Here is an 18,159-nt window from a genome sequence, read left to right as displayed (position 1 = left end):
CCCTTAATGGCTCGCTCGCGGGGTGCGGGGCGATGGCTTGCTCCACTGTGCGCGGAGGAGCTCTTTGGCCTCGTCACGCGCTGCCAGCCGCTTGGCCTTCGCCGCGGCTCGCTCCTCCTTGTCGCCGACTAGTTCGCGCACGAACCGGCTGCGCTGCTTCGCGGGTAGTTCGACCGCTTGCGCAGTGGAATGCGACTCGCGTGGAGCGGTGGCATCGGTCCATTGAGTGCCGTCCCACCATCGCCACCGCATCGGGTCCTGTGGATCCGGGAACCATTGTGCGGGAGGTGGCTGGCCGTCAGTCGTCACATTCGTGAGCGTAGAGAAGTCTCAATGCTGGCGTCGAGCGAATCCGAAGTTCGCTGTCAATGGCACCAGGGAGTGGTCGATGTGGTCTCAGTCGGCGAGCCGCTCGGCGAGGCCGGAGGACCTTTGAGCGGTTGCGCGGACCGCGTGCCGTACGGCCTCGCGGCTACCGACGATTGTCAGATGCCGCTCCGCGCGAGTGACCGCGGTATAGAGCATCTCGCGGGTGAGCAGGCGTGAGCGGGGTGGCGGGACGATGATGACGACGTTCTCGGCCTGGCTCCCTTGAGCCTTGTGCACGGTCATCGCGTGCATCGTCTCGATGTCGGACAGGCGCCAGGGCGAGAGCGACAGGACGCCGGATGCTGACTCGAGGACAGCGAGCGGGCCGTCGTCCCCACGAATGATGACGCCGACATCGCCGTTGCGGACGCCGAGGCCGTAGTCGTTGCGCGTGACCAGGATCGGTCGACCGATGTACATCGACTGCAGCGACACCTCGGGAGCCCGCTCGGCGAGCGCCCGCTCGACGAGCTGGTTCCAACGCCGGGTCCCGAAGGGCCCCGTGCGGTGTGCGCAGAGGAGTCGGAGCTTGGCCAGGTGGTCGAGCGCAGCGTCGACGTCACCGTCCAGGGCGAGCTCGCGGAGGCGTACGGCATGCTCGACGACCTGCGGCAGCATGGCGAGGGACGGCTCGTCCGCCTCGATGAACTCGATGCCGTCGGTGGCGGTGTCGACGGCGTCGATCACAGCGTCCGCGTCACCGGTCCTGAAGGCGGTCGCAAGCCCGGCACGGTCGTCACGCAGCCGGTGGTTCTCCGTCAGTCGTACGACACTCCCGCCGGGCTCGAGGCCGCGTACGAGGTCGGCGAGAACTGAGCCGGCCTCGACGGACGCCAGCTGGTCGGGGTCGCCGACGAGGAGGAGCCGAGCCGACGGCGACAGCGCCTCGACCAGCCGCGCCATCATGCTCAGCGAGACCATCGAGGCCTCGTCCACGACGACCAGGTCGTGCGGCAGCGGGTTGCGGGCGTCGTGCCGGAATCGTTGGCTGTTGCCCGGCTTGCTGCCCAGCATGCGGTGCAGCGTCATCGCGGGGCTGATCGACGCGGCGTGGGCCAGCTCGTCCTGCAGTACCTCGTTCATCCTCGCCGCGGCCTTGCCCGTGGGAGCGGCGAGACCGATGCGGAGCGTCTGCCCGCTGCCATCGCCCAACGCACGGATGGCGGTCGCGATCGTGTAGGTCTTCCCCATGCCGGGCCCGCCCGTCAGGACGGTGGTGGCGCGTTCGGCGACGCTGCGTACGGCCGCCTTCTGTGCCTCGTCCAGCTCCCTGTCTCGTACGACGTTTTCGACCACAGAGGCGTCCACCGGCGGCACGGACGCTGTGTCACGCATGCGCAGAGCGTCGGCGATGAGCCGCTCGTCAGCGTGGTATCGGTCGAGATACACCAGGCCGAGATCGACGCGCAGCACCCCTTCGGCGACGAGAGGACTGGAGCGTACGGCGTCCAGCCATCGACCAGGCTCAGTCAGCGTGACTGTCTCACCCACGGTCGGTGGCTGAAGGTCGGCGTCGTCCTCGTCCTCGTCATCGAGATCCGCAGGCAGCGCGGCGACCGCGTCGAGCGAGAGCGCAGTCGAACCGTCACGGACAGCGCGAACCGCGAACGCCAGCGCGAGGGCAGCATCACCATCCACCTCCTCACCGATCTGGCGACAGATGCGGGTGGCGACGACGCAGTCGCTGCCGTCGAGGAAACCCGCGTCGTTGAGGGTCTTCAGCCGACCTTCGGTAGTGACGCTGACGGCTGGGTCGCCGATCGTCGCGGTCATCGCGCCTCCTCGCGCGTACGACCGTCCAGCACGGCCGACAGGTCCTCGAGCAGCGCCGACGGTGGACGCCACGAGAAAACCCCGCAGGGATGGCCGTCCACCAGAGGAGTGTCGGGGCCGGCCATGCCGCGTAGGTACAGGTACATGACGCCGCCCAGGTGCTGGTCGGGGTCGTACGCCGGTAGCCGCCAGCGCAGGTAGCGGTGGAGCACGACCGAGTACAGGATCGCCTGCAGCGGATAGGTCGAGTGGGTCATCGCCTCGGCCAGCCGGGCGGGTGCGTAGTCGGCGAGGGCCAGCTCGGCGTCGGACGATCCGAGCCAGTTGGTCTTGTAGTCGACGACGTAGAACTTGCCCTGATGCCGGAAGGTCAGGTCGATCGAGCCCGTCAGATAGCCCCGCAGGGCCTGACCACCGAGCTCCTCTCCGTCGAGGGCGTCGGCGTACGCGCGCAGCGGATCGTCGGCCGGGAGATGGTCACGCAGGATCGGCGCCATCGATCGCAGGTGCGCGTTCGCGTGCGGGCGATCGCCACCGGCCAGGGGGAGCTCGAAGTCCATCTCCGCGAACCGGTCTGTCCGAGGCAGGCCGACCAAGCTCACGCCATCCGCGAGCGGCCCCATCGGCGTCGTACAGACGGCTTCGAGCGCCGTGGCCAGCGCGTCCGGGTCCACGTCGACCGGCCACCACGCCAGGTGCTCGTGGATCCGGTCGAGGAGGTCACGGTGCAGGTCGTCGGCCTGGAAGTCGGCGTCCTCCAGCACCGCGTGCACCAGGGATCCGAACGTGGTGCCGACCGGCAGGTGCGCCATCGGCGAGGGGATGTCGGCGCCGTCGACCTCGCCCGTGGCCACGACAGTGAGGGGCTCTTCGTCGTCTCGCCCGACCGCATCGGCCTCGGGCTCCGAGGTGGCCGAAACCGAGTCGTGAGAGGCCGCGGTCAGGGAGGAGTACGACGTACGCCGCCACACCCGATCGACCCAGGATCTGTCGAACGTCCGTACGGCCAGGGGTGTCGTCGCCTGCACGGCGGAGACCTCGGGGGCGCTCCGGTCGCCGTCGACGGTGGCGAGGCTGAACACGCCGTGAGCGGCCCAGGTCTGAAGAATCTCCTCGGAGACGGTCCCGTTCTTCACCGACACCCGCTCAGCGGGAGTCACCACGGCACCATCGCCGCCTTGAGCACGGCCCGTGAGCAGCGACGCGAGCTGGTCGGCAGAGTCGGCCTGCCCGAACAGCAGCCGGTGCAGGGCCGAGTTGGCGGTGTTCCAGGTGGGAGCCCACCAGACGACGACCTGCGACTGCGCCCGCGTCATCGCGACGTACGCCAGGCGCATGTTCTCCCCGAGCGCCTCGGACCGGTGCTCGGGCTGGTTCACCTCGGCCGAGTCGAAGGAGAGCACCCGGTGCCCGTCGCGGTGGATGATCGCGGGAGTGGGGTCGTCCGTCATCCAGTGGTCGAAGAGGAACGGCGCGTAGACGATCGGATACTGCAGGCCCTTGCTGCCATGAATCGTCGACAAGGTGACGGCCAGGGCATCGGAGTCGAGCCGCATGATCCGCGACGCCGCGGTGGCCGCAGTGTCGTCGGCGCTCTGCTGCCTCAGCCAGGTGACCAGACTCGGAAGCGCACCGGTGCCGTCGAGTACGTGCTCCTGCAGGAGCTGGGCACAGTGCTCGATGTCGGTCAGATCGCGTTCACCACCGACCTGCGACAGCACGCGCGCGTCGAGGCCCTGGCTGCGCGCGACGTCCAGTACCGCGGCGATCGCACCGCGGTGGAACGCCGCGACCAGGGAACGTACCTGCGCCGAGATCGACTCCGTCCCCTGGTCTCCCTGGGCATCCAGCTGCTCCACCGTCCACCCGAGGAATGGCGTGAGCGCTGCCAGGCGCAGGCGATCGGGACGATGCGGCTGCTCCAGCGCCATCATCAGGTGCAGCCACCACTCGGCGGCAGTCGTACGAAGGACTGACTCGCTCGAGACGAGGACGGAGGGGATCCCGTGTTTGCGCAGGGCGGCCCGCATGCCGTGCAGGTCGCGGTTGGTGTGCGCGAGGACCGCGATGTGCTGGGGCCGGACCGGCGAGCCGTCGAACGTGGCACCGGAAGTGAGCAGCCGTGCGATGTCGGCGGCGGCGTCAGCGCAGATGTTCTCTCGTACCGTCCCGATCGCGAGCTTCTTGCTGCTCAGCATCGCCCGCAGCCGGAGCGGGCTGTTGTCCGGCGCTCCCTGAAGTCGGTGCGCCGTCCTCTGGGCGGTGATGGGGTGGGCGACGATGCCAGGCGAGAGTTGTACGTTCGCCATCAGCCGTTGCAGCGCATCCACCAACGGCGCATCGCTGCGGTAGTTCGTCGGCAGCGACGTCCGCGTCGTCGCCGTCTGCGCGGCGAGCAGGTACGTGGCCACGTCGCCGCCGCGGAACGCGTAGATCGCCTGCTTCGGATCGCCGATCAGGACGAGCGTCTTACCCCCCGCTGGTTGAGCGAGCGAAGCGAGTCGAAACCCCTCGTCGTCGGTCGCGAACACCCTGGAGAACACCTGCCACTGCACCGGATCGGTGTCCTGGAACTCGTCGACCAGCACCACCGACCAGCGCTCGCGCATCCGCCGCCGTGCCGGGCTGCCGTCGGCCTCCAACGCGTCGGCGAGCTCGCTGAGGAGGTCGTCGTAGCCGAGCAGGGCCGCCCGGCGCTTGCGCCGCGTGACCTCGGCACGAACCTTCTCGACGAAGGCCAGCCGTGCTGCGAGGGGCCCAGTGGGGTTGGCGGGCGACAGCACCGCGCTGGGGTTGTCGAGTGCGATCTGCGCGTCGGTCTGGGCCTGCTTGTAGTCGAGCGTCGCGCCCGTCGCGTGCTCGGCGAGGTAGAGGTCGTCGACGACGTCTGCTTGCAGCTCGGTCAGGTCCTCCGCCAGCGTGGCGTACGAGTCAGAGTCGCCGGCGACGCCCAGGCCCTTGAGCACGTAGTGACAGAACTGGTGGATGGTCGCGATGGTCGCCGTGTCGAAGTCGGCCACGGCGGTGGCGAGGCGATCGATGCGCAGCGCGAGCTCATCGGCGGTGCAGTCGCGGAGGTGGTTGATCAGGACGTCCTCGGTGGCGTCGCCCCGTTGCAGGGTGGCGAGCGACTCCGCCATCCGAGCCCGGACACGTTCGCGCAGCTCCTGGCTGGCCGCGCGACTGAAGGTGACGATCAACAGCTCGGCGAGCGACCGGCCTTGCTCGGCCACGTACCGGACGACGAGCGCCGACAGCGTCCACGTCTTCCCTGTGCCCGCGCTCGCCTCGATGAGCGTCGTCCCCGACGGGAGTGGCGCGGTGATGTCGAAGCTGGTCATCGCGTCGGTCATGCCTCACCCCCGTGCTCGTGGATCGGGTTCCAGATGCGCGGCCCGAAGTGTTCGAGGCCGCGGAGCCGGTTGAGGTCCTCGACTCGCGACTGCGGTCCGAGGACGAATCGCCACCACGGGTCGTCGTTCTCGCCCGAGTACCTGCCGCCTTCCCAGACTTGACGGGCGCGGTCGAGCGCCTGCGCCACTCCGTACGGGTCGCCGGGCTGAGTCCTGCGATAGGCGAGGGCGAACGCGCTCGCGGTCTTCGGGGCGACGCCCATCGGGAATCGCATCCCGGATTGCCGGACCTGTACGAGGTCGGCGAGCCGCGCCTCGGCCTCTGCCGGATCGGGTGAGGTGAGTCGGAGGCCGCCCTTCTTGCCGAGCAGCTCGGCGCGGTGCTCGCGCTCGGGTTCGGTCGCGGCGAGCGCCAGGAGGCGTACCCACGCGGCCACGATGTGCTTCGCGCTGATGGTGGAGTACGTGCGTACCCACACCGTGTCGCCATGGATCGCGCTGACCACGCCGGTCAGCCGTACGGTGTCGCCGCCCCCGGCGGTCGGCAGGTCGAGCCGGATGTCCACCGACCGCGGCGGGTCGGTGTCACGGTCGGCGCCGATCGCCGTCACGTTGGCCGCGATGTCGTCGCGTACGGACTGGCCCAGCGCGCCTGGCGGGAAGCTTCCGCGTACGACCTCCCGGTCGAGGGCGTCCTCGAGCGCCGTGCCGTCGAGCACCTCTTGCAGCACCCGCTCCCCGATGTCCCACTGCTCCAACCCGTCGAGGGCGATCGGCAGCGAGTCGTGCGTCTCGTCCGCCTCGCGCGGCACCACGACGTCGAGGCGGTTCCGCAGGAACTCGCGTGCAGGGTTCTGCAGGAACGCCACCAGCTCATCGAGCGTGACATCGGAGGCGGTCTGCGGCGACAGGGGCTTGTCGAGGAACGCCTGCTTGGCAGGCGGGTCCGCGCGGAAGGCACGCAGCGCCTCAGCTCCCGCGAGGGCGGCGCTGTCAAACGTGCCCCCGGACACCGGTCCGTCGGGCCGGAAGTTGCGCTCGTCAAACGCCTGCAGTGGGTGGTGTCGTACGAAGCTCGGCTCGGTGGCATCGTCGTCGCCCGGTGCCGTCGCCGTACGGGCCGCGGCGGCGATCAGTTCTTGCAGGGGTACGGCCGACGGGCGGCGGGTGCCGTTGTGCTCGTCGAAGCCGGAGTAGATCGCCACGAAGTGCTCGCTGGCCGCCATCACGGCGTCGAGCAAGAGCTGACGATCCTCGCTGCGAGCGTCGCGTTCGCCGACCTGGGGACGGCGAGCAAGGACGTCGTCGCCGTCGACCACGGGCGAGCGCGGATAGACACCGTCGTCGACGCCGAGCACCACGACCGCCTTGTGCGGCACCGAGCGCATCGGCACCATCGTGCACACCGTGACGGCGCCGCTGCGGAAATTCGCTCGGGTAGGCCGTGCACCCCACCGCTGGTCGAGGAGCACCCGGATGTCGTTGAGACGGAGGGTCGTTTGGTCGCCGGCCGTCTCGCCGATCGCGTCGAGGTCGCGGGCGAGCTGAGCGAACTGCCACTGCTCATCGGGAGGGGTGTCGGCGAGCGCCTCGATGGTGTCGCGCAGCCATCGCATCCACGCAGCGGCCGAGAGGGTGCCGCGTACGGCGTCGGCGGCGCGCTTGAGCCGCTCCATCAGCTCCAAGAACCGGCCGACGATCTCGATGTCGCGGCTGCCGATGTCGTCGACGGGTACGCACGCCGCTGACGGGCCGTCGGTGTCGGCGGCGACCGCGACGCCGAGGGCGATCCGGTCCATGCCCCGCGTCCAGGTGTTCGCGTCGAGGCCGGCCAGCTGGTACTCGCCGCGGTGACCCGCGTCGTACCCCCATCGCACTCCCGCGTCCGTGACCCACCGGCCAATCCGCTCCAGGTCCTCCTCGTCGAACCCGAACCGCGCCCGTACGGCCTCGTGGCTCGCGAGGTCGAGCACCTCGGAGACGGTCATGCGCCCGGCGACGATGCTGACGACGCGATGGGCCAGGTCGATCAGCGGGTTGGTCGCGCCGAGTGCGCGGTCGGCGAGCTGCACGCGGAGCTGCTGGCCGGGATGGTGCGAGGTCGGGCTCGTGCCCGGCGTGGAGACGAGGCTGAGTCCGAACGTGGCCTGGATGAGTGGCGCGAACGTCTCGATGTCCGGGCACATGACGAGGATGTCGCGCGGCTGCAGCGCGCCCTCGCTGTCGGCGAGGAGGGCGGTGAGGACCTCACGGAGCACCTCGACCTGGCGGGCCGGCCCGTGGCAGGCGTGCACCTGGATCGAGAAGTCGTCGGCCGTAGTGGTCCGGGTCTCGTCGGGGGCGCGGTTGGCGCGGATGTCAGCTTGGAGCAGGGCGAGGCGGTCTGTGCTGGTCGTCGGCGTGGAGTCAAGCGGGTCGTGAACGGTGACGCCGTCGATGGTCAGGACCGCTTGAAGCTCGCGAACGTCGCGTCCGAGCGTGGCGAGCAGCGGGTGGTTGGCGTGTCGCGCCGTACGGTCGTCGGCGCGCGAACCCGCGGAGGTGTGGCCGTCGAGGTAGGCCCACAGCTGCGGCGAGGGGTGAGGCAGCCAGAGGTGGAGGTCGCGGCAGGCGCCCAGCGCGACGACCAGCTCGCGGGCGGAGGCGGCGAGGCGGGTGTAGCCGAAGAACGACAGCCGTTGCGGGAGGTCGAGGTCTTGTGACGCCGAGGAGAGCTCGTCGACGGTGCGCCGGTGGCGTTCGGTGACCGACTCGGTGAGGTCGTGCCGTTCGCGGACGAGCTCGACGGTGCGCCGCCACAGGATCGGCTGCCAGAGGAAGTCGTCGGGCAGCGTGCCGCCCACGCCGTCGGAGGGGACGTCGGCCTCCCAGTCCGCCAGCAGGCGGGGGCGCTCTCGCGCGTACGACGCGAACAGCCCGGCGATCCGGCGCGCCACGGCGTACCTGCGCGACTGACGAGCCTTGCGTTCCCACTCGGCCCGCGGGTTGTCGGTGATTTCGGGGCCCGCGCCGAGATGGTGGGTGAGTGCGTCGAATTGAGGGGAGCCGGCGAGCTCGTCGATCGCCTCGAGGGTGGGCCACACGAGTCGATCCGCCTGCCAAGGATCGTCGCGGTCGCGGCCGAGCAGCATGCTGATGAGCGACTGCGGAGCCATGATCTGCAGGCCCGCACAGACGCCGTCATCGCCTGCCGTTGTCCCGAGCGCGTGGGAGAGCTGTTGCGCCAGCCACCGCTCGACGCCGCGCGCCGGGACGACCACGACCTCGGGGGTGAAGACATCTGCCGGGTCCTCGCGCAGAATCGCAGCGAACTCGCGCACCAGCACCTCCGGCTGGTCGCCCCGGTGCACGTTGATCCCCACCGCAGAGACTCTAGTCAGCTGACGTCGTCCCGTGGCGCCTCGATGGTTATTCCTCGCTCACCGGACTCCACCAGCTGACCTCAGACGCCGCTGGAGCTCCGGGCTGCGCCGTGGCGGCTTCTCACGCCGGCGGGAACTCGCTTGACAGTCGTCGGGGTGGCAGTCGGCGCAAACAAGCAGAACACGAACCTACGGTTTCGGGCGACCCTGCGCTCGGCGAGCCGCGGCAATCGCCGACATCTCGTACCCAGCAGGTCGGCGGGTGGGACGAGACAGCACCGGGCACATCGAGAGTGTCGCCGCGTATGCCAGCACCAGCCGGAGGCGAGGATACGCGCGAAGTAGACGTCGCCAACGCGGGCGGGGCGAGGCAAAGCGGCTCTTCGCAGTGACGGCCCAAGTCCTATCGCCACATGTGATGGACCAGGGATCCGGGGGAGCAAGGTCATCTCGCCCGCGTCAGCAATGGCGTGACAGGTAGCGCACCGTTCGGCTTTCGGAGCGTGCCAGGCGGGCGACAACCAGCCGCGGCGCTCGACCCGCGGGCGGGCGATTCCGTCGGCAGCTGCCGCGACGTACGACCACCCGCGGATGCATCTTCGAGCGGAGCGGACGGGCAGCGGCCACTCCCGCCCGAGGCATGGCATCGTCCTCAACGGGCCGGACCCGAGTCAAGTCGAGGCCACACCTGCTTCGCGATTGCACTGCCACCCTAACGCCCCCAATGGTTAACTTCGGACGTCAGAGTGCACCCCCACGCGAGAGGTTGTTCCGGTGAGGCCAAACCAGGTTGAGGCTGGTCACTATCTGGATGGCGACGTTCAGCTCGTCGTTCCTGCCTACCAACGTCCATACGAGTGGAATGAGGAGCGATGGGTTGACCTCTGGCGCGATCTTTCACATCAGTACCAACTCACGGCGTCCAATCAGCCTTGTCCAGCTCACTACATGGGCGCAGTGATTCTCGAAACGCGTGATGCACCGACAGGATCGAACGTCCACTCCTTCTCGGCTATCGACGGCCAACAGCGGCTACTAACACTCTTCGTCTGCCTAGCCGCGTTCCGTGACCACGTCTCGAAGACGGACGGCACCGTGATCCCACCAGACAACGAGCTCACAACAATCACGCCCAAGTACGGGGCACCGTGTGCCCGACTCACAGTCCGACCGATGAACCAAGCGGCAATGGACGTCATTCTCCGAGGCGAGTGTCGGGACGAGATCCCGGACCTCCACTACGACTCACCGTTGCTCCAGGCGTACCGATTCTTTCGATGGCAGTTCTGGAACGGGGAGCCCACACTGCACGAGTCGCGAGTCTCAATCCCTCCCAAGCCGCGGCGGACGAAGACCGCACCGCCCCGCGGTTCATACGTGCCTTGGGGTCCGGGCGCACCAAAAACGCAACAGGTCCGACCGGACGTTTTCCATCTTGTGCTCACGCAAGGCCTCAAGCTTTTATCGATTGTCCTTGAAAATGACGACGAAGAGGCGAGCGTGATCTTCGAGACGATGAACTCTAAGAGCACGCCTCTCCGGCAGTTCGATTTATTGCGGAACTCAGCCTTCATCCGTATGCCGACGAAGCGCGACGCATACTACGCAGGAACTTGGCAGCCGATGGAGGATCTGCTCACAAAGGTTTCCTACTCAGCGCTCCGCACCGAGTCGGAGGAACAGTTCCTCTACGAATACATGATCTCGCTGGGCGAAGACAAAGTGAGCCGCGAATCGCTGCATCGGCGCTGGGTCAACAGAGTCATCGAAGACATCGGGTACGCCGTCACTGAAACGTCCGAGGCGGCCTTCGACAAGACATGGGGAAAGCAGATAGCGGATGCCGCAGCCGTCTATCCCATCGCCGTCGGGCAGAAGCAATCCGTGACGATCTTCGGCAAGGAGTACTCGGTCGACGACGATGTCTTCGCACTCATCCGCGAGACGATGGCTCTGTCGAGCGGGCCAGGTGTCCCGCTGGTGCTTCAAGCACTCATCGACGACGTCCCGCCAGCGGATCTACTCGCCATCGTGAACAAGATCGAGTCGTTCCTAGTCAGGACGATTTTGTCCGGAGAGAGCCTTAGTCCGCTCCGCGCAACCATGATGGGAGTTGCGGCAGCCATCGATCGTCCGATCACGCCTTCGAAGCTCGTCGCCGCACTGAAAGACGCTGGCTGGAAGAGCAACAAGCAGGTGCTGGACGCTGTGAAGACCGTCCAGCTCGACATCCCAGGCTCAGTCCTGATGCCCATCCTGCGCGGGGCCGAGCGACAGCTCGCTGGCGCCGGAGCACATCCAATGCCATTCGGGAACCGCTCGAACCAATACTCGCTGGAACACATCTATCCGCAGACGCAGAACATCGGCGCCCTGTGGGAAGCAGAGCTCCGCACGTGGCGCGTCAACCGCGACGACATGGATGAGCGCCGCTACGTACTCGGCAACTTCACAGCCGTCACCAACTACGACAACAAGCGCAATGGCAAGAAGCCGTTCGCAGAAAAGAAGAAGCTGATTGTCGCCTGCGCGCCGCTCCGATTGCACGACAGCGTGAAAAAGCCCAGCTGGCGGCCCAGCACTATCGATGCACGTACCGAGCTGCTGACGACCGCCGTACTCAAGCGGTGGCCGGATCGATAGAAGACTAGGTTCAGGTTCTGGGGACGGGCTTGTTGTAGTACGGGTCCGCACCTGATAGCGCTTTCCAGTTGCTCAAGGTTTGGCGTACTCCTGAACTGAACTCGTGCCACTCGATCAGTCACAAACCAACGAGTCAGGGTGGCGTCACAGGGGGGCCTATCCTCGGCGCGGCCGCAAGCGGGCACCAGACGTTCAACGACCAGGAAGGGCAAAGCCTCGTGTCACTGGTGTCGATCGTGCAGAATATCGCTCGTGTCAGTCAGCGAGTGGGAGCGGGTAGATGCTTCGGCCTGGATCGTGCGTCAAGTTGAGCCTGTGGGCTCTACACCCACGAACTGGGTTGAGGATCCTGTTGACTCGAGTCGATGGCTTCATAAAGACACCTTCATTCCCGCCAACGGCGTAGAGCAGGGTGAAGATTGGGCAGAAGTAGTTTCGACCCAGGTTGGCGCCTTGCTTGGCGCACCCTGCGCGAAGACACGGCTGTGCACACGCAACGGACGGCGCGGGTCCCTATCACTTTCAGTGCTACCCGAGGGCCACTCCCTTTGGGAAGGCCATGTTGCCCTCACGCGCGCCGGAATTCAAGATTACTTCCCACACATCGAAGGAAATGCCGGTGTTGATCCAAGTCGCCCACTGGTCAAGCGACCGGGACACACCCTTCCAAATATTCTGATTGCCCTGAGTGAAACCTCAGCGCCATCGACGTTCTCTGGTCCGACAACGTTGGACGGTTTCGATGTCTTTGTCGGATACTTGATTCTGGATGCGCTCGTTGCGAACCGGGATCGCCACGAGCAGAACTGGGCAGTTCTGACCCCCCAGCTCATCTCACAACCGGAGCAACTCGCCCCATCCTACGATCACGCAGGTAGCCTTGGATATAACCTGACCGACGAGAGGCGGATGAGATGCCTCGACGAACCCCTGTCGCTACACGCATGGGCGCTCAATGGCACGGCACATCGGTTCGAGCATCGTGACAGGCCAAGGACGCTTGTGGACCACGCGACCCACGGCCTCTCCTTGTGCAGCCACGACGGCGGCGCGTGGTGGATGTCCAGGATCATGGAGCTCGACCTTCGACCAGTGCTCGAGCCCGTGCGCCAGCTTGAGATCCCGGAAATGTCGGTAGCAGCCGCTACCTTCGCGTGTGAACTACTCGAACTGAACCTGAGGAGGCTACAAGATGCGATCAGCGGGAGTCCTTGACCGCCCAAGTCCGCCGCCTGGATCACCCCAGGTGCAGGACCTGCTCGTGCTCTGGCAGCATCCGGCCACGCGAGAGATCATCCCGATCGGCCGGTTTGCCCGCCTTGGCTCCACCTACAGGTTCGTTTACACGCGGGCTGCCGCAGCCATCGAGGGTTTCCGACCCCTCCCAGGCCTCAATGACCTGACGGTCGAATACGTAAGTGAGAACATTCCCCTGGCATTCGCTCAGCGAGTGATGGAGCCGGACCGTCCGGATTTTTCTTCCTACGCTCGGACACTCGGGCTCGACCCGGCACGGGCAACACCTTGGGAACAAATTGTGAGCTCGGGGGGGGCACGTGCGGGCGACACGCTGCAGTTCATGCAGGTTCCAGTGGTTTCAAGCGGTCGCGCGATTGCACGTTTTCTGGCCAACGGGGTGCGGCACATCCCTGAGGTCGAGCGAAACATCAGCGGGCGACTTGTGGCGGTATCGCTGGCGCAACAAGAATCCGCGTTGCGTCGGCTTAGGGCTGGGCACGTACTGACGCTCGAAGAAGAGCACAGCAACCCAACAGACAAGTTTGCCACGCTCGTGACATCAGACGGGGTGCCAGTGGGGTGGGTGCCGAGAGCGCTGTCGGCGAGCGTTCGAGAGCTCATCGAAGCGGGTCCTACGTTTGTCACCGTCGTACGAGTCGGTGAACCCGGTAGCCCTGCACATCTGCGCCTTGTGCTGGAGCTGGATATGACTGCCCCCGAGGGATTTGAGTTCGACCGCGCAGGCGCCTGGGAACCGATCGTTGGCTAGTAGGTCAATGGGTTCGGGATTTCGCAGACCTCCAGATGACAGTCGACCGGTATATATGCGCATACGTCGGCGAGGAGGCTCGTCAGTCCATCCTCCTCGATTCTCGTCGCGAGGATTGCGTTCAGATCGATGAGATGTGAGACATCATTCGAGGCGTACTCAATTTGTTCCGGCGACAGTGACTGTGCGCCCCAGTCGCTCGTGCGCACCCGCCCCTTTGGAAGGTTCAATTTGAGGTACCGAAGAGCAAGTGATTGAAGGCTGTGATCTCCAGGCGGCGCGCTCGGCGTAAGCAATTTTGAGGCCGCCTTAGTGCACGAGATTCCGCGAGCCCGAAGTCCCCAATGTGCCTCCAGAAATCGCAGGTCGAACGGCGCGAAGTGGAAGATCTTTAGAATCCCCGGGTCGTCTAGCAGCTGGCCAAGTCCTGTAGGAGTGTCCGTGACATTCCTGAGCAGTACAACGCCGGTGCTAGGTGCGAAGATCTGGCACAGCTGAAGCTGATCCGTGGACCAGTCCAAGCCGCTTGTCTCGGTATCGATTGCGACTTGGCCGTCGCTTCTAATTCGGCGCACGAGTTCCGCGGGTAGATCGCCGTCCAAAAGAGTCGCAGCCATGGTCCAACGCTACCGTGCGTGACGCGGCAGGTGTCAGGCTTCCGTGTCAGCCTGTGGAGTGATTTGCCGAGAGGCGGCGGTCCGTCACGAATGCTCAGCAGGCTCGCGTCCCGAGAACATACAGCCGAGTGGCGGCGACGGCGATGGCAGGCACCGAGTTCGTGCCCGAAACTCGGCGAATGCCTGCTCTTCTGGCCTGCGCCATGGGTGCGCGGCACGCCGGAGGCGGGTGAGACGCACGTGTCCTTCACTCCAGCTCGACCCGCCCAGAATGAGACCGCGCGGTTACCGTTCCCTTATGTTCAGGGAGGCGCGGGGCTTCCCCATGGGGCAGTCGCGCGTCTGCGTTCAGCACACCGTCTGGGGCATGGGGCATGGGGCATGGGGCGACCGGCGCCGGTTCCCATTGCCCTCAAGCTCCCTGCCTTCGTGGAGATACCCTCCGCATGGGAACCGAACGGGCTGCCCGACCAGCGAGGTTTCGAAGGGCCAACCAGCGGTGGGTCCGCTCAGCCGGCGGTGGTGCGGCGACTGCGGTGCAGCAGCCACAATATGTACGGCGCCCCACGGGCGCGGCCAGCAGGCCCGCCGGCAGCTGCGTCGGCGCGGCCACCGTCCGCCCCAGCGTGTCCGCCAGCACCAGCAGGATCGCGCCCAGCAGCGCCACCACCGGGATCACCCGCAGGTGCCGGCGCCCGACCAGCGACCGCCCGCGAACGGAGCAGCCGGCCCCACGAACGCCACCACACCGATCGCCACCACACCGTCGCCGTCAGCAGCACCGACGATGTGCAGCTTCGCGCCAGGGGCTCTGTCGCCCCAGTCCGTTTGCGCGGGCGACCCGGCGAATGTGTCGGCACCTGATGCGACGCTAGGTCCATGAGGCCGTACGCCAAGAACATTGTTACGTTCCACGTTCTACTTGATGGCTACGAGCAGGCTGTACGACGATTTAACGAACTCTCGCGAACGCGCGGTGCTCTTCCGGTCTTCGCCCCGCTTTTCGAGGCGCTGAACTGGGTTGTGGCTTTGGATGACCAGGCGCGCAATCACTACACGCCCGAAGGCACGCCACTGGACTGGGCGTGGCGAAGCCGAGTCGCCGGTGGAGAGCTTGTGCGCGCTGTGCGGTGTGCCCGAAATCGCGTACACCATCAATGGGCAGACGCCCTGACTCTCTCCGAGGGATTCAGCACCCCGCTCGTCGCGCCTCTAGTCGGGCACGAGTGGCGTTGGCGCCCTCTTGCTGACCTACCGCGCGCTGACCCCCCAAAGCGAGGCCGTGCACCCCGAGAATTCGAAAGGGCTGAGGCCGACTACGACCTGCTACTCGCGGGGCACCCTGCTCGCGTCGTCCTCGGCGATCTGATTGCACCGTTCACGCACCTCGCCGACCTCCTGGAGCCCCGGTACCAAGCCGCCGACTCCGACCGGCAATGATTCTGGGCCAACCGATCGTATGACTCCGGCGTGGAGTAAGCGCAGGTTTCGACAAGCTCAACCAGCGAGGGCGGAGGTCGCTTTGCCGTCGAGAGGCAAGGGCAGGCTCAACCGGCGCTGGTGCGGCGGCTGCGGTGCAGAAGCCAGAAGAAGTACGGGGCTCCCACCAGCGCGGCGAGCAGGCCGGCCGGCAGCTGCGTCGGTGCGGCGACCGTCCGCCCCAGCGTGTCCGCCAGCACCAGCAGGATCGCGCCCAGCAGCGCTGCCACCGGGATCACTCGCAGGTGTCGTCGCCCGACCAGCGACCGCGCCGCGTGCGGAGCCACCAGACCCACGAACGCCACCAGCCCGATCGCCGCGACCGCTGTCGCCGTCAGCAGCACCGCGCACGTCAGCAGGACGAACCGCGCCCGCCCCGGCCGTACGCCCAAGACACGAGGCGTGTCCTCGTCGATCGACAACAGATCGAGGTAGCGGTACCCGATCACCACCGCCGGCACGAGCACCACGATCGCGAGCATCATCGGCACGAGATGCTCGTACGACCGCCGTACGTCGACCCACCGAGCCACGTCAGCGCCTTCGACGCGTTCCACGGGTCCGTCGTCACGATCAGCAGCGACACGATCGCCTTCGCCGCGAACGACACGCCGACACCGATCAGCACCAGCCGGTCCGTCGCGAACCCACCACGCGCCGCCAACCCGAACACGATCGCCGCCGCCACGAGTGCACCGATACCCGACGCCCCGGCCAGCGCCCAGAACGACGCGAGCGGCACCAGCGTCACGACGATGACCGCACCGACCGACGCGCCACCGGCGACGCCGATGATCGTCGGATCGGCGAGCGGATTGCGCGTCACGGCTGGATCGCCGTACCCGCCACCGCCAGCGCGACACCGGCCAGCAGCGCTACCACCACAGCCCGACCACAGCCCGCGCGTTGGGCCTGTCGATCCCGTCAATAGTCGCGTCGTGCCAGCGAGACCTCGAGGATCGATCCGACGCTGCCCGCGCCCTTGCTGAAGAACTGGATCTAACAACTCGCTGCGAAGTCTGCCGATCGGCCGCAGAGTCTTGCGACAAACAGATTGGAGCAGTCGTGCCCTACTACTGCGTGAACATGAACGCTCAGTCAAATGGTGATCACGAGGTTCACGATGATACCGCCGACAAGTGGTCTCTACCGGCGCCCTCCAACCGACTGGGCCTCTCGGCTACCACGCCGATTGCTCCTCCGCCGTCCAGAAGGCCAGACGTCCTTCAGCAGCGCCAACGGCTGCGCGTGGTGCGCCTCTGCGTGCCACACCAGCTAGACCTTGCACCCATCCCGGAGCGACCACCGCGAGCTCGCGCACGATCCGTTGCTCAAAGATCTAGGTCGAACGCGGCTCGGATCGCCTGCGCCAGGTCGCTCTCCTGTGATTCGAGCAGATAGCCGATCTGCCGTCCCACCGATTCCACCGGCACGGTCACGATGTTGTCGCAACTCACGACGCTGTCGTGGTCGAGTCCATTGATCGAGCCGACAGGCACCTCGGTTGACAGCCCGCGAACCGTGCTCGTGATGGGAGCAACGGTGACTCGGCTGAGATGGGGACGAACGACCTCACGGGTCAGGATCAGCACCGGCCGAGTCTTGTCGAGACGGGCCATGTGGATCGGACGCATCAGTCGAGGTCGTCCATCGACACGCCGGCCGCGAACTCTGCGAGTCCGTCCATGTCGTTGTCTCTCGGTGAAGCAGCGAGGATCGCAGCGTCGCGTTCGGCGACCTTGCGGCGCTGCTCACGCTGGAGCGCCCGAGCGACTACTGCGGCACGGCTCGGTGCGTCGCCCTGCCGTACGAGTTCGTCCACAAAACCGACGAGTTCATCGTCCAAGCGCACTGCGATCTGGGTGGTCATACCAGGACGGTACCACTGTGGGATTCATTTGCTGGGCCTCGATCGCTTCGCGCCTCGACCGGCGGAGGGTGGTGGTCTCGATCGCTTCGCGCCTCGACCGGCGGAGGGTGGTGGTCTCGATCGCTTCGCGCCTCGACCGGCGGAGGGTGGTGGTCTCGATCGCTTCGCGCCTCGACCAGCGACCGGCGTACGAGTCAGCGCTCCGCGAGTGCCACGCCGTGGCGGCTGGTGACTGAGAGGATCGCCGCCATCGAATCCTCCACCGGCCGGTCCGCAGGGACCGAGCTGGCGAAGTCCGCGAAGAATCGCCCGGCACCGTCGCCGGAGGTGATCGCCACGAACCGCGCGGACTCTCCGTCGACGCCGAACGTGCTCGGTGTTCCGGCTGGGAAGACGACCACGCCGCCGGGCTCCACCTCGTACGTGGTGCCGTCGACGACGGCGGTGATCCGGCCCTCGATCAGGAACAGCACGCCGGTCCAGGGCGACACGTGCGGCGGTGCCATCGGCGCGGCAGGCGCGATCATCTCAAAGACCTCGAAGGCCCCGCCGTCGTCCTTGATGGCGACCTTCGCAACGTGGTCGCCGTCGATCATCGAGTAGTGCTGACCCTCTCCGGGCTGGACGTAGACAGTGTTCATGGCTCCTCCTCGGGCTGCGTACGACCAGCCTCGAGCGACGGAGC

The 18,159-nt window shown here is 66.7% G+C and carries 12 protein-coding genes and 1 pseudogene; 3 read left to right on the top strand and 10 right to left on the bottom strand.

The window, feature by feature from the left end:
• Positions 1-3: 3 nt before the first annotated feature.
• From AB3M34_RS00865 to recC, 4 genes are all read right to left on the bottom strand, one after another.
• Positions 4-309, bottom strand: coding sequence for a DUF2510 domain-containing protein (locus tag AB3M34_RS00865; RefSeq protein ID WP_370617189.1), 306 nt, complete (start codon positions 307-309; stop codon positions 4-6).
• Between the two features lie 87 nt (positions 310-396).
• A complete protein-coding gene (recD, locus tag AB3M34_RS00860; RefSeq protein WP_370617188.1) occupies positions 397-2,142 on the bottom strand; it encodes an exodeoxyribonuclease V subunit alpha in 1,746 nt (581 codons plus the stop codon).
• Positions 2,139-5,495: a UvrD-helicase domain-containing protein gene (locus AB3M34_RS00855; RefSeq protein WP_370617187.1), complete on the bottom strand. Its 3,357-nt coding sequence runs from the start codon at positions 5,493-5,495 to the stop codon at positions 2,139-2,141. Before AB3M34_RS00855 ends, recD begins: the two co-directional genes overlap by 4 nt.
• Positions 5,492-8,857 carry an exodeoxyribonuclease V subunit gamma gene (gene recC / locus AB3M34_RS00850; RefSeq protein ID WP_370617186.1) on the bottom strand — a complete coding sequence of 1,122 codons (3,366 nt, stop codon included), beginning with the start codon at positions 8,855-8,857 and terminating at the stop codon, positions 5,492-5,494. Before recC ends, AB3M34_RS00855 begins: the two co-directional genes overlap by 4 nt.
• A 774-nt stretch (positions 8,858-9,631) precedes the next feature.
• Here recC and AB3M34_RS00845 point away from each other — a divergent pair.
• The 3 genes from AB3M34_RS00845 to AB3M34_RS00835 all read left to right on the top strand — a co-directional run bounded on the left by AB3M34_RS00845 (position 9,632) and on the right by AB3M34_RS00835 (position 13,508).
• Positions 9,632-11,500, top strand: coding sequence for a DUF262 domain-containing protein (locus AB3M34_RS00845; protein WP_370617185.1), 1,869 nt, complete (start codon positions 9,632-9,634; stop codon positions 11,498-11,500).
• A 252-nt stretch (positions 11,501-11,752) separates the two neighbouring features.
• Positions 11,753-12,715 carry a hypothetical protein gene (locus tag AB3M34_RS00840; RefSeq protein ID WP_370617184.1) on the top strand — a complete coding sequence of 321 codons (963 nt, stop codon included), beginning with the start codon at positions 11,753-11,755 and terminating at the stop codon, positions 12,713-12,715.
• Between the two features lie 31 nt (positions 12,716-12,746).
• Positions 12,747-13,508 (top strand): HIRAN domain-containing protein, encoded by a 762-nt coding sequence (locus AB3M34_RS00835; protein ID WP_370617183.1) that lies wholly within the window; start codon positions 12,747-12,749, stop codon positions 13,506-13,508.
• Here AB3M34_RS00835 and AB3M34_RS00830 read toward each other — a convergent pair.
• The 6 genes and pseudogenes from AB3M34_RS00830 to AB3M34_RS00805 form a co-directional block, all read right to left on the bottom strand.
• Positions 13,505-14,125, bottom strand: a complete 621-nt coding sequence (locus AB3M34_RS00830) for a ribonuclease D (protein WP_370617182.1) — start codon at positions 14,123-14,125, stop codon at positions 13,505-13,507. The two genes, AB3M34_RS00835 and AB3M34_RS00830, sit on opposite strands and share 4 nt — an antisense overlap.
• Before the next feature lie 412 nt (positions 14,126-14,537).
• Positions 14,538-14,792: a hypothetical protein gene (locus AB3M34_RS00825; RefSeq protein ID WP_370620107.1), complete on the bottom strand. Its 255-nt coding sequence runs from the start codon at positions 14,790-14,792 to the stop codon at positions 14,538-14,540.
• 880 nt (positions 14,793-15,672) lie between these two features.
• Positions 15,673-16,430: pseudogene (locus tag AB3M34_RS00820) on the bottom strand (iron chelate uptake ABC transporter family permease subunit).
• A gap of 505 nt (positions 16,431-16,935) precedes the next feature.
• Positions 16,936-17,223 (bottom strand): type II toxin-antitoxin system PemK/MazF family toxin, encoded by a 288-nt coding sequence (locus AB3M34_RS00815; protein ID WP_370620106.1) that lies wholly within the window; start codon positions 17,221-17,223, stop codon positions 16,936-16,938.
• Positions 17,224-17,237: 14 nt separating this feature from the next.
• Positions 17,238-17,474 (bottom strand): antitoxin, encoded by a 237-nt coding sequence (locus AB3M34_RS00810; protein ID WP_370617181.1) that lies wholly within the window; start codon positions 17,472-17,474, stop codon positions 17,238-17,240.
• Positions 17,475-17,668: 194 nt separating this feature from the next.
• Complete coding sequence (locus AB3M34_RS00805) at positions 17,669-18,115, bottom strand: cupin domain-containing protein (RefSeq protein ID WP_370617180.1); 447 nt, start codon at positions 18,113-18,115, stop codon at positions 17,669-17,671.
• Positions 18,116-18,159: the final 44 nt, after the last annotated feature.

Source organism: Mumia sp. Pv4-285, from assembly GCF_041320275.1.
Lineage (GTDB): Bacteria > Actinomycetota > Actinomycetes > Propionibacteriales > Nocardioidaceae > Mumia > Mumia qirimensis.
Note: the sequence above shows the minus strand (reverse complement) of the source record. Positions and strands in the feature narration are given on the sequence as shown.

Bases quoted from the DNA above. Each gene is read 5' to 3' on its own strand.
- AB3M34_RS00815 (WP_370620106.1), bottom strand. From the start codon at position 17,223: ATGGCCCGTCTCGACAAGACTCGGCCGGTGCTGATCCTGACCCGTGAG.
- AB3M34_RS00830 (WP_370617182.1), bottom strand. From the start codon at position 14,125: ATGGCTGCGACTCTTTTGGACGGCGATCTACCCGCGGAACTCGTGCGC.
- AB3M34_RS00805 (WP_370617180.1), bottom strand. From the start codon at position 18,115: ATGAACACTGTCTACGTCCAGCCCGGAGAGGGTCAGCACTACTCGATG.
- recD (WP_370617188.1), bottom strand. From the start codon at position 2,142: ATGACCGCGACGATCGGCGACCCAGCCGTCAGCGTCACTACCGAAGGT.
- AB3M34_RS00855 (WP_370617187.1), bottom strand. From the start codon at position 5,495: ATGACCGACGCGATGACCAGCTTCGACATCACCGCGCCACTCCCGTCG.
- AB3M34_RS00810 (WP_370617181.1), bottom strand. From the start codon at position 17,474: ATGACCACCCAGATCGCAGTGCGCTTGGACGATGAACTCGTCGGTTTT.